The 11,464-nt window shown below is 73.8% G+C and carries 12 protein-coding genes; 5 read left to right on the forward strand and 7 right to left on the reverse strand.

Annotation, left to right across the window (positions count from 1 at the left end; translation table 11 throughout):
* Positions 1–25: 25 nt before the first annotated feature.
* Both O7613_RS11755 and O7613_RS11760 read right to left on the reverse strand, forming a co-directional pair.
* Positions 26–1,384 carry a HAMP domain-containing sensor histidine kinase gene (locus tag O7613_RS11755; protein WP_281588792.1) on the reverse strand — a complete coding sequence of 453 codons (1,359 nt, stop codon included), beginning with the start codon at positions 1,382–1,384 and terminating at the stop codon, positions 26–28.
* Positions 1,381–2,067, reverse strand: coding sequence for a response regulator transcription factor (locus tag O7613_RS11760; RefSeq protein WP_281588790.1), 687 nt, complete (start codon positions 2,065–2,067; stop codon positions 1,381–1,383). Before O7613_RS11760 ends, O7613_RS11755 begins: the two co-directional genes overlap by 4 nt.
* Before the next feature lie 84 nt (positions 2,068–2,151).
* On the opposite strand from O7613_RS11760, the gene O7613_RS11765 reads away from it, so the two are divergent.
* The 4 genes from O7613_RS11765 (at position 2,152) to O7613_RS11780 (ending at position 4,349) form a co-directional block, all read left to right on the forward strand.
* Entirely contained in the window at positions 2,152–2,517 is a 366-nt protein-coding gene (locus tag O7613_RS11765; protein WP_281588788.1) for a metalloregulator ArsR/SmtB family transcription factor, read from the forward strand.
* The gene (locus O7613_RS11770; protein WP_281588786.1) at positions 2,514–3,164 is read left to right on the forward strand and encodes an SRPBCC family protein; all 651 of its coding nucleotides are present in this window, start codon (positions 2,514–2,516) and stop codon (positions 3,162–3,164) included. The genes O7613_RS11765 and O7613_RS11770 overlap by 4 nt, the downstream gene beginning before the upstream one ends.
* A gap of 103 nt (positions 3,165–3,267) precedes the next feature.
* Positions 3,268–3,828: an NADAR family protein gene (locus O7613_RS11775; RefSeq protein WP_282293825.1), complete on the forward strand. Its 561-nt coding sequence runs from the start codon at positions 3,268–3,270 to the stop codon at positions 3,826–3,828.
* 11 nt (positions 3,829–3,839) lie between these two features.
* Positions 3,840–4,349, forward strand: coding sequence for an NUDIX domain-containing protein (locus O7613_RS11780; protein WP_282293826.1), 510 nt, complete (start codon positions 3,840–3,842; stop codon positions 4,347–4,349).
* Between the two features lie 118 nt (positions 4,350–4,467).
* On the opposite strand, the gene O7613_RS11785 is transcribed toward O7613_RS11780, so the two are convergent.
* The 3 genes from O7613_RS11785 to O7613_RS11795 all read right to left on the reverse strand — a co-directional run bounded on the left by O7613_RS11785 (position 4,468) and on the right by O7613_RS11795 (position 8,522).
* A complete protein-coding gene (locus O7613_RS11785) occupies positions 4,468–5,016 on the reverse strand; it encodes an RNA 2'-phosphotransferase (RefSeq protein ID WP_282293827.1) in 549 nt (182 codons plus the stop codon).
* A 411-nt stretch (positions 5,017–5,427) separates the two neighbouring features.
* Positions 5,428–6,477, reverse strand: coding sequence for an aldo/keto reductase (locus O7613_RS11790; RefSeq protein WP_281588779.1), 1,050 nt, complete (start codon positions 6,475–6,477; stop codon positions 5,428–5,430).
* Between the two features lie 77 nt (positions 6,478–6,554).
* Positions 6,555–8,522 (reverse strand): ABC transporter ATP-binding protein, encoded by a 1,968-nt coding sequence (locus tag O7613_RS11795; protein WP_282293829.1) that lies wholly within the window; start codon positions 8,520–8,522, stop codon positions 6,555–6,557.
* Positions 8,523–8,736: 214 nt separating this feature from the next.
* Between O7613_RS11795 and pgi the strand changes: the two genes are divergently transcribed.
* On the forward strand, positions 8,737–10,371 hold the full coding sequence (pgi, locus tag O7613_RS11800) for a glucose-6-phosphate isomerase (RefSeq protein ID WP_282293831.1): 1,635 nt from the start codon (positions 8,737–8,739) through the stop codon (positions 10,369–10,371).
* Between the two features lie 45 nt (positions 10,372–10,416).
* On the opposite strand, the gene O7613_RS11805 is transcribed toward pgi, so the two are convergent.
* Together O7613_RS11805 and O7613_RS11810 are read right to left on the reverse strand one after the other, a co-directional pair.
* Entirely contained in the window at positions 10,417–10,851 is a 435-nt protein-coding gene (locus tag O7613_RS11805) for a type II toxin-antitoxin system Phd/YefM family antitoxin (RefSeq protein ID WP_282293833.1), read from the reverse strand.
* 38 nt (positions 10,852–10,889) lie between these two features.
* Positions 10,890–11,432 carry a GNAT family protein gene (locus O7613_RS11810; protein WP_281588771.1) on the reverse strand — a complete coding sequence of 181 codons (543 nt, stop codon included), beginning with the start codon at positions 11,430–11,432 and terminating at the stop codon, positions 10,890–10,892.
* Positions 11,433–11,464: the final 32 nt, after the last annotated feature.

Raw genomic sequence — 11,464 nt, forward strand, 5'->3', positions numbered from 1 at the left:
CCGACCGGAGCCGGATGAGAGAACGTCAAGAGTCGGCCCCGGGCAGGCGGACCCGGACCGCCGTGCCGGTCCCCTCGACGGTGTCCAGGCCCAGCTCGCCGCCGTGCGCGGCGACGATCTCGGCGACGATGGCCAGCCCGAGCCCGCTGCCGCCGGCGCCGCCGTGGCTGAACCTGTCGAACGCCCGAGCGGCCAACTCGGGCGGCATCCCGGGGCCGGTGTCGCGGACCGTCATCTCGACCCGGTCGCCGCGACGGCGCACCTCGACGACGGTCGGGGTGCCCGCCGGGGTGTGCGCGCGGACGTTGGCGAGCAGGTTCGCCAGCACCTGACGCAGCGCGTCGGCGTCGCCGCGTACCGGGGCCGCGTCGGGTGCGTCGACCCGCAACGGGCGGCCGGGCTGCACGGCGAGCGCGTCGGCCACCGACTCCCGGGCCACCTCGGCCAGGTCGACGTCGCTGCGGTCGAGCCGGGGCTCGGCGTCCAGGCGGGCCAGGTAGAGCAGGTCGTCGAGGATCCGGCTCATCCGGGTCGCCTCCTCGTCGCCCCGGCGCAGCACCTCCGGCCGGCGCGCGGGCTCGACCATGTCCCGGCGCAGCAGGTGGAGGTAGCCGCGGATGGAGGTCAGCGGCGTACGCAGCTCGTGCGAGGCGTCGGCCACGAAGGTGCGCAGCCGTTCCTCGGACCGGACCCGGGCGGTGATCGCCGACTGGAGCCGGGCGAGCATGCCGTCGACCGCGCGGGTCAACCGTCCCACCTCGGTCCGGTCACCGCCCTCGACCGGCACCCGGCGGTCCAGGTCGCCTCCGGCGATCGCGGTCGCCGTGTCGGTGATCCGGTCCAGCGGGCGCAGCCCGCGCACCAGCAGCACCCGGGCGAACGCGGCGAGCAGCACCAGCACGGTCACGCCGCCGGCCACCTGCACCAGGACCAGGCGGCGCACCGTCTCGCGTACCGGTGCCAGTGGAAGCGCGATGAGCACGACCGTCGCGCCGGCCCGCACGGTGACCGCCCGCCAGTCCCCGTCGCCGAGCGTGGTGGCCGGGCCCGGAGCGCCGCCGGCGGGCGGCGCGGGGGCCCGGTCGAGCAACGGTACGGCCGGCGGTGACCCGCCGAGCCGGGTCAGCGTGCCGTCCGGGTGTCGGATCTCCACCAGGTAGTCCGACGGCGCGACGATCGCGCGGGCCACCCCGCCGGGCTCGCGCTGCAACACCCCGACCCGTTGGGTGGCGAGCGTCGCGCCGGCGCGGAGCTGGTCGTCGGTCCGGTCCAGCAGGTACGACCGCAGCGCCGTGACGCTGACCACGCCGGCCACCAGCAGCGCCACGGCGGTCAGCGCCACCATGCCGGTGAGCAGGCTGCGCCGCAGCGGGAGCCGGGTCATCCGCCGGCCCGGAGCGCGTATCCGAACCCGCGTTGGGTGACGATCAGGGGTGGCCCGAGCGGGTCGAGCTTGCGGCGCAGGTAGCCGATGTAGGTGTCGACCACGTTCGACGCGCCGCCGAAGTCGTAGCTCCACACCGCCTCGAGGATCTGGGTGCGGCTGAGCACCCGGCCGGGGTTGAGCATCAGGTAGCGCAGCAGTTTGAACTCCGTGGGCGAGAGCGCGAGCAGCTGCCCGGCGCGGCGGGCCTGGCAGGTCTCCTCGTCCAGCTCCACGTCGGCGTAGCGGAGCAGGCCGGCGCCGGTGTCGGCGTCCGGGCCGATCCGGCGCAGCACGGCCCGCACCCGGGCGACCAGCTCGTCGACCGAGAACGGCTTGGTCACGTAGTCGTCGCCGCCCCAGGTGAGCCCGGCGATCTTGTCTCGGGGCGCGTCCCGCGCGGTGAGGAAGACGATGCCGAACCGGTGCCCCGCGGCGCGCAGGCGGCGGCAGAGCGCGAACCCGTCTCCGTCGGGCAGCAGCACGTCCAGCACCACCAGGTGCGGCGGCTTCTCGCCGGACAGCCGCTCCGCCTCGCGCGCGGTGCCGGCGGTGACCACCTCGAAGTCGTGGAACCGCAGCACCGTCGCCACCATGTCGACGATGTTCGGCTCGTCGTCAACCACCAGGACCGTCGTACGCATCAGGGCCAGCAGAGCACAGTTCGATGAGAGTTCGATGAGATTATAGCGCTCGCTTATATAAGCCGAGTCTGATAGAAACAGGTCGTGCACGCTTTCGACGTCCTCGGCGATCCGGTCCGCCGCCGGATCCTGGAGCTGCTCGCCGACGGCGAGCAGTCGGCCGGCGCGCTCGGCGACACCGTGCGGCGCGAGTTCGGCATCAGTCAGCCGGCCGTCTCCCAGCACCTCAAGGTGCTGCGCGAGCACGGCTTCACCACCGTGCGCGCCGAGGGCACCCGCCGGCTCTACGCGGTCGACCCCGGCCCGCTGCGCGAGATCGACGCCTGGCTGGCCGGGTTCCGTCGCTTCTGGGCCCCGCCGCTGGCCGCGCTCGCCACCGAGCTGGCCCGGGGCCGCCGCGAACGGCGACTGCGCGAGGACGACACCGACGAGAGGAAGACCAACCCATGATCGACGTGACCGGGCAGATCAGCGCCGTCGAACGCCGGATCGGCGACCGTACCCTCCCCGCCGGCCAGGCGCGGGTGCTGACCATCAGTCAGACGTATGACGCGCCGGTGGCCGACGTCTTCGACGCCTGCACCGATCCGGCGCGGATCCCACGCTGGTTCCTGCCGGTCTCCGGCGACCTGAGCGTCGGCGGCCGGTACCGGCTGGAGGGCAACGCCGAGGGCACGGTCGAACGCTGCGACCCGCCGCACGGTTTCGCCGCCACCTGGGAGTTCGGCGGCGAGATCAGCTGGATCGAGGTGCGCCTGAGCGACGCCGGCCCCGACCGCACCCGGTTCGAGCTGGAACACGTCGCGCACGTCGACGACAACCGGTGGGCCGAGTACGGTCCGGGCGCGGTCGGCATCGGCTGGGACCTCGCGCTCCTCGGCCTCGCCTCGCACGTCGGCGCCGCACACGTCGCGGCCGGCACCGGCGTGGACCCGGCCGCGGCGGCCGAGTGGATGGGCTCCGACGAGGGCCGCCGGTTCGTCACGGAGTCCAGTGACCGGTGGACGGCAGCCAGCGTGGACGCCGGCACCCCGGTCGACGAGGCGCGCGCCGCCGCCGAGCGGGTCACCGCCTTCTACACCGGCGCTGAGGTGTAAGGCGGGGCCCCTTCTTAACGCATTCGGTAGGGGAAGGGGCCCCGCTTAACACCACGCCGCCAGGCGTGGCGGGGATGTCGGTGGGGGTGGGCAGAATGCCGGTGTGCTGATTCGATCCGTCGCCGAGCTGACCGTCGCGCTCGACTCCGGCGCGCCGGTCAGGTTCCTGCACTTCTGGGGGCACCGGCCGCAGCGCGACGGCGGCGTCGGCGCCGGCTGCCTGAGCCAGTGGTGGCCGGCGGCGTTCACCGTGGACGGTCGGCACTTCGCCACCGCCGAGCACTGGATGATGTGGCACAAGGCCACCCTCTTCGGCGACCACGCGATCGCCGAAGAGGTGCTCGCCGCCACGCATCCGCACCGGGCCAAGGCGTTCGGCCGCCAGGTGCGCGGCTTCGACGAGGCCGTCTGGACGGCCCGCCGCTGGGAGATCGTGGTGGCCGGCAGCGTCGCCAAGTTCGGCCAGCACGAGCCGTTGCGGCGGTTCCTGCTCGGCACCGGGGATCGGGTGCTGGTGGAGGCGAGCCCGACGGACCGGGTCTGGGGCATCGGCCTGGCCGCCGGTGACCCCCGCGCCACCGACCCGGCGACCTGGCGGGGCGCGAACCTGCTCGGCTTCGCCCTGATGGAGGCGCGCGCCACGCTGGCCCGGCGGGGCGGGTAACGTGCTGCGGCGTGACGGCGTACTCGCACTGCTCGTTCTGCGGCGCGGCCTATCCGGCGGACGCCGGGTGGCCGCGTGTCTGCCCGGCCTGCGGGGAGACGGTGTGGCGCAACCCGCTGCCGGTCGCGGTGGCGGTGCTGCCGGTCCGCACACCCACGGGGCTCGGCGTGGTGGCCGTGCGCCGCGACATCGAGCCGGCACGGGGTGAGCTGGCGCTGCCCGGCGGCTTCGTCGAGTACGGCGAGGAGTGGTCCGAGGCGCTGGTCCGCGAGCTGCGCGAGGAGACCGGGCTGCGGGCCGAGGCCGGCGAGGCGCGGCTGTTCGCGGTGTACGGCGCGCCGGCCGGCGGCACGATGATGCTCTTCGGTGTGCTGCCCGAGCGGCCGGTGGGTGACCTGCCGCCGTCCGCGCCGACCGAGGAGGCGACCGAGTGGGTGGTGCTCACCGAGCCGGTCGAGCTGGCGTTCTCCACGCACACCCGGGTGCTCGCCGACTTCCTGGCCGGCCAGCGCCCGGCCTGACCCGACCCACGCCGGCCCCGGCCGGGATGCCCTCGAACCCGGCGCCGCTCAAAACACTCGCCACGCCGGTGTCCTCCGGCCGCACCGGGAAGCACCGGGGGCGAGGCAGCCCACCCCGTCACGATGTGCTGACCGCCAGGTAGGCCGGCGGGACGGTGTCGGTCAGCCACACCCCGTTCGCGGACCGGTAGAACAGGTGGCCGTGCTCGGCCATCGCGGCGGCGTCGACCGACAACACCACCACCGCGCCCGCGCGCCGCGCGCCGACCCGCCGGGCCGTCGCCACATCTGGCGACAGGTGTACGTGGTGTCGATGGCCCCGGCGCAGCCCCTGTGCCCGGATGGCGGTCAGCACGGCCTCGCCGGTGCCGTGGAAGAGCCGGCCCGGCGGCACGGCCGGGGTCAGACCGAGGTCGACCGGAACGGAATGCCCCTGGTTGGCGCGGACCCGGTCGATCCCGTCCGGGCCGGGCTCGACGGCGAACCGCTGCTTGTCGTTGCCGGCGACCACGGCGTCCAGGTCGGCGCGGCTGATCCGCAGCGCGGCGAGCAGGTCGGCGACCGGCGCCCAGCCGGCCCGGTCGAACGTCAGCCCGAACCGGTCGGGGCGGTGGCGCAGCGCCAGCGACATCCGCTTGCTCACCCGCACCAGGTCACGGTGTTCCATCCGGACAGTCTGGGCGCTCAGCCGGCCGGCGTCGACCGGGTTCCACGACAGGCGGCGAGTGCAACGGGCGGCACCGGCGGCGGTTGGTTCCGCGGTGCCCGGACAGCTCGGCGCGCTCTCACACTCCACGATCCTCGTTCCGCCCAACAGGATTGGCGTAGATCTGACCGGTAAACAGACCCAGCTTGCACCCGTTTGGCCGTCTTGATGCCCGCGGTGCTCGGGAGACGTCGGTAGGCCGGACGCCAGTTCGGTGATGTGGCGGTATCCGACCACCGGCGATGCCCCCACTTCACCGAACTGGTGTTGATCATGGCCAAACGATCACCGCCCGCGCTTCCTCGCACGAGACCCGGCCGGAGAGCAGGCCACCGTGCGGCCGGTTGCCCGTTTTCACGCACGCGAGCGCCGTCAGGCGGCGGCGCGTTCGGACCGCGGACGGCGGCGCAGGGCGGGATCGGTGAGCGACGGCGGGGCCCACGCTCCGTCGGGCTGGTAGAGGTTCGTGCCGGGCGGCACGATCTCGTCGATCCGGTCGAGCACCGCGTCGTCGAGCGTCAGCGTCGCGCCGGCGAGCAGCGCGTCGAGCTGGTCCATGGTGCGGGGTCCGATGATGGTGGAGGTGACCGCCGGGTGCGCCGCGGTGAACGCCACGGCCAGTTCCGGCAGCGTGCAGCCGACCTCGTCGGCGAGCGCCGCCAGTTGCTCGACGGCGGCGTACTTGGCGGCGTTGCCCGGCAGCGCGGGGTCGAACCGGGCCGGGGTGAGCGCCGGTCGACCGGTGGTGAGGTCGACCGGCCGGTCGCGCCGGTAGCGCCCGGACAGGAAGCCGGAGGCCAGCGGGCTCCAGACCAGCACGCCCATCCGGTAACGGTGGCAGACCGGCAGCACCGACGTCTCGATCCCGCGCGCCAGGATCGAGTACGGCGGCTGCTCGGTGCGGAACCGGCCGAGCGCCCGCCGCTCGGCGACGTGCTGCGCCTCCACGATCTCGTCGGCCGGATAGGTCGAGCAGCCGAAGGCGCGGATCTTGCCGGCGCGAACCAGGTCGGTGAGCACGCCGAGCGTCTCCTCGACGTCCGTGGTGTGGTCGGGCCGGTGGACCTGGTAGAGGTCGATCCAGTCGGTGCCCAGCCGGCGCAGGCTCTGCTCGACCTCGTGGACGATCCAGCGCCGCGAGTTGCCGCCCCGGTTGGGGCCCTCGCCCATCGGGAAGTGCACCTTGGTGGCGAGCACCACGTCGTCACGCCGGCCGCGCAGCGCCTTGCCGACGATCACCTCGGACTCCCCCGCCGAGTACATGTCGGCGGTGTCCACCATGTTGACGCCGCGGTCAAGCGCCGCGTGCGTGATCCGCACGCAGTCGTCGTGGTCGGGGTTGCCGACCGCGCCGAACATCATGGTGCCGAGACAGTGGACGCTGACCTCGATGCCGGTGCCGCCGAGGACGCGGTAGCGCATGGGAACTCCAGGGGTGACGCCGCGCTGACCGGGCGGCGGCCGGTCCGGTCACGGTAGGGGTTCGAGTGCGCTGGAGGTCAACGGTCGGCGGCCGGCTCTCCGGCGCCGGCCAGGTAGTCGGCCGCCTGCAACTCGAACAGCTCCCGGTAGGGACCGTCCTGGGTCATCAGCGTGTCGTGGTCCCCGGACTGCACCAGCCGGCCGTGGTCGAGCACGAAGATCCGGTCGGCGTGCCGCACGTTGGCCAGCCGGTGGGTGATCAGCACGACGGCGCGGTCCGGGTGCCGGCGCAGGTGCTGGAAGAGGGCGTGCTCGGCGCGCGCGTCAAGCGCCGCGGACGGCTCGTCGCAGATCAGCAGCCGGGCGTCGCGGTAGAGGCCGCGGGCGGCCACCAGCCGCTGCCACTGCCCGCCGGACAGGTCTTGGCCGTCCTTGAACTGCCGGTCCAGCAACGTGTCGTACCCGAACGGCAGCTCGCTGATCATGTCGTGCGCGGCGGCGTCCCGGGCGGCGGTCTCCACGCTGGGGCCGGGCCGGCCGGCCCGGTCGTGGCGGCCGACGCGGATGTTCTGCCGGGCGGTGAACGGGAACTTCCACCAGTCCTGGCTCATCACCGCGACCTGGGCGGCGATCTGGCGCGGGTCCAGCTCGGCGGCGTCCACCCCGTCCCACCGGATCGTGCCGCCGGTGGGCCGGTAGAGGCCGGCGATCAGCTTCGCGAGCGTGGTCTTGCCGGAGCCGTTCTCGCCCACGAGCGCGACCACCTCGCCGCGCCGGAAGCTGAGGCTGACCTCGTCGACGGCGGCGCCGTCGGTGTCCGGGTAGCGCAGGCTGACCCGGTCGAGGTCCATCCGGTCGAACCCGTCGACCGGCCGGTCGCCGCCGGACGGGATCCGCCGCCCGGCCCGGTCGAGGAAGTCGCGGTAGTCCTGGTAGTAGAGGGCGTCCTCGTAGAGCGAGTTGGTGGCGAAGATCGCGGTGCGCAGGTTGCCGCGCGCGGACTGTAGGGCGAGCAGCGCGGTGGCCGCGGCGGCGAGGGCGACCACGCCGCCGGTCAGCAGCGTGCCGAGCACCAGGTAGAGCCCGAACGTGGCGATCCCGGTGACGGACAGCCCGATCCCCCGGGTGATCGTCTGCGCGCGGGCCAGGCGCAGCTCGGCCCGCGTCTCCAGGCGCGTCATCAGGCGGTATTCCGAGAGCAGGAAGTCGCGCATCTGGTAGGCGCGGATCTCGGCCGCGGTGTGCCGGTTGGCCATCAGGTCGCCGAGCATCCACTTGCGGCGGCGTCGGGTGATCCGGGCCAGCCAGTCGACGTGCTGGCGGCGGGCCATCCGCACCGCCGTCACCGCCTCCGGCGCGGCGGCGACCAGCAGGCAGGGCAGCAGCAACGGGTGGATGATGGTCACCGCGGTGGCGGTGGCGACCACGCCCACCACGCCGGTGACCAGGTTGACCGTGTCGTTGACCAGGGCCCCGGCCTCGACCAGCCCGCGGTCGCGGGCGCGGTCCATCTCCTCGGCGAAGCCGGCGTCGTCGAAGGCCGCCAGCTCGACCTCGGAGGTGGTCTCGAACAGCCGCCGCTCCACCGCGAAGTTGATCTGCGGGATGAGTCGGGCCTGCGCCCACCCGGCCGCGACGGTGAGCGCGCCGCGCCCGGTCACGGCCGCCGCGGCCACCGCCAGGGCGGGCAGCGCCGCCCGGATCCGCGCCGGGGTCGGTCCGGCCGCGAAGAGCTGCTGGAGTACGCCGGTGGTGGCGAGCAGGCCGAGCGTGGTGAGCACCCCGGCGGCGATGTTGAGGCCGAGCGACGCCGCCGTGTCCCGCCGGCTGGTCGACCAGGCCAGGCTGGTCGCCTCGCGCACCAGCGCGGGCAACCGCCGCGCCACCGACCAGAAGCCGGTGTGGGCCAGCTCGGTGGCCCGGTGCATCCAGTGCGGATCGACGAGCTCCGGCAGCGCCGACCCGCCGACCGGCTCGCCCGGGTCGGACGGATCGACCGGATCAGCCGGGTCGGACGGGGGACGAGGGTGGGCGACCCCGGCCATGGCACCTCCCGCGAGTGGTCGAGCAGCAGGATCTTACTGTCGGCAATCGTGGACTGTCAGCTAGTAGTCGGCGTGTCGAACGGGTGTCCGAAGCGCGTGTCGTGCCGGTCGCGCGACGCGGGTCGCGTCGCGGCGGCCGGCGCCGGGTGGCAGGCTTGTGGGGTCGTGGGCGGATGCCCGCCGACCGCCCGTCGTGAAGGAGAAGATCGACCCGATGGCTGTGGACGTCACCACCACCGACGAATGGCAGGCGCTGCGCAAGCACGCCGAGGCGATGCGCGGCACCCACCTGCGTGAGCTCTTCGCCGCCGACGGGCAGCGGGGCGAACGGCTCACCGGCGAGGTCGCCGACCTGCACGTGGACTACAGCAAGAATCTGGTCACCGACGAGACGGTCGCGCTGCTCGTCGCGCTCGCCGAGCGGGTCGGCCTGACCGGGAAGATCGCGGCGATGTTCGCCGGCCGGCACATCAACGTCACCGAGGACCGGGCCGTGCTGCACACCGCGCTGCGCCTGCCCCGGGACGCCTCGCTCACCGTGGACGGCCAGGACGTCGTCGCCGACGTGCACGCCGTGCTGGACCGGATGTCGGCCTTCGCCGAGCGGGTCCGCTCCGGCGCGTGGCGCGGTCACACCGGCGAGCGGATCACCACCGTGGTCAACATCGGCATCGGCGGTTCCGACCTCGGCCCGGTGATGGCGTACGAGGCGTTGAAGGCCTACCGGGACGCCGGGATCAGCTGCCGGTTCGTGTCCAACATCGACCCGACCGACATCCACGACAAGACCGCCGACCTGGACCCGGCGAGCACCCTGTTCGTGGTGGTCTCGAAGACCTTCTCCACGCAGGAGACGCTCGCCAACGCCGACCAGGCGCGGCGCTGGCTGCTCGCCGGGCTGGACGCCGACGACGATGCCGTCGCCCGGCACTTCGTCGCGGTCAGCACCAACGAGCAGCGGGTCCGCGACTTCGGCATCGACCCGGAGAACATGTTCGGCTTCTGGGACTGGGTGGGCGGGCGTTACTCGCTGCCGTCGGCGGTCGGGCTGTCGGTGATGCTGGCGGTCGGCCCGGACCGGTTCCGCGAGATGCTCGCCGGCTACCACGCCGTCGACGAGCACTTCCGCGCCAGCCCGGTCGAGCGCAACGTGCCGGCGCTGCTCGGCCTGCTCAACGTCTGGTACACGGATTTCCTCGGCGCGGAGACCCACGCCGTGCTGCCGTACGCGCAGTATCTGCACCGGTTCCCGGCGTACCTCCAGCAGTTGACGATGGAGAGCAACGGCAAGTCGGCGCGGGTCGACGGCTCACCCGTGACGTGCCCGACCGGGGAGATCTTCTGGGGTGAGCCCGGCACCAACGGTCAGCACGCCTTCTATCAGCTCATCCACCAGGGCACCCGGCTGATCCCGGCGGACTTCATCGCGTTCAGCCACCCCAACCACGACCTGGGCGACATGCACGACCTGTTCATGTCGAACTTCTTCGCCCAGACCGCCGCGTTGGCCTTCGGGCGGACCCGGGAGCAGGTGGAGGCCGAGGGCACCGCGGCCGACGTGGTGCCGCACCGGGTGATGGCGGGCAACCACCCGACCACCTCGATCCTCGCGCCGAAGCTCACCCCGGCGACGCTGGGGCAGCTCATCGCGCTCTACGAGCACATCGTGTTCACCGAGGCCGCGGTCTGGGACATCAACGCGTTCGACCAGTGGGGCGTGGAGTTGGGCAAGGTGATGGCCAACCAGCTCGCGCCGAAGCTCACCGGGACCGACCCGGACCTCGCCGAGGTGGACACCTCCACCGCCGAGCTGATCCGCCGCTACCGCGCCGAGCGCGGCCGGGGCTGACCCCGCGTCCGCCGTCTCCGGCCGAAAGCGGCCGGGGACGGCGGGTCAGGGGCGCAGCAGGTCGGCGTGGGCGGCGCGGAGCCGGTTGAGCGCCGGATCGCCGGCCGGCGCGCGTCGCTCCAGCTCGGCCCACGCCTCGGCGAGCGCGTCGGTGAGCGCCCGCAGCTCGGCGGCGTGCCGCCGGCTGGACTGCCGGTGCAGCTCCTCCAGGCGACGGGCCCAGCCGGCGCTGACCGCGGCGACCCGATCGGCGCTGACCGCGGCGACCCGATCCGCGTCGGCGCGGGCCTGGGCGCCGGTGCGGGCGGCCGGGGCGGGCACGATCGCGGCGATCGGGCGGGGGTCGCCGTCGCGGGTGACGAGGGTGACGGTGTCGGTCAGCTCGGCCAGGGAGACGAGCTGGGTGAGCCGGGTGCGGACCTCGCGCAGCGGCAGGGCGCGCGGCTGCGGGGACCGGTCGGCCAGTGCGGGAACAGCCATGGACACATGTTGACGTCCGGGTGTGACAAGAATTCGCCTCAGGCCGTCCACTCCGGCGCCAGCACCGACCAGACCTCCATGTCGGCCCGGCCCTCAGGCGTCGGCGCGGCACCCCGGAGCACGCCGTCGCGGCGCATGCCGAGCCGCCGGGCGACCGCGATGCTGCGTTCGTTGCCGGCCCGGGTCACCCACTCGACGCGGTGGATGCCGCGCTCGACGACCGCCCAGTCGATGACCACCCGGGCGGCGCGGGTGACCAGGCCCTGCCCCTCGGCCTCCGCCTCCAGCCAGCAGCCGGCCTCGCAGACCCCGCGCGCGGTGCTCAGCGACACCAGCAGCACTCCCCCGACGAGCGTGCCGCGCTGCCAGATGCCCCAGATGCCGCCGTCGTCGCGGGCCCAGCGGTCGGCGTAGTTCTGGAGCACCCGGCGGGCCGAGTCGGCGTCGGTGGCCACGAAGGACGCGCCGACCCAGGGGGCGATGTGCTCCCGGCAGCGGTCCAGGTTGGCGAGGAACTCGTCGGCGTGCCACGGCTGGAGTGGCCGCAGCTCGGCGTCGTCGGTGAGCGCGATCGCGAACATGCGTGCAACCTACCGGCCGGGCCCCCGGGAGG

This window comes from Micromonospora sp. WMMD975, from assembly GCF_029581215.1.
In the GTDB taxonomy this organism is placed as follows: Bacteria; Actinomycetota; Actinomycetes; order Mycobacteriales; family Micromonosporaceae; genus Micromonospora.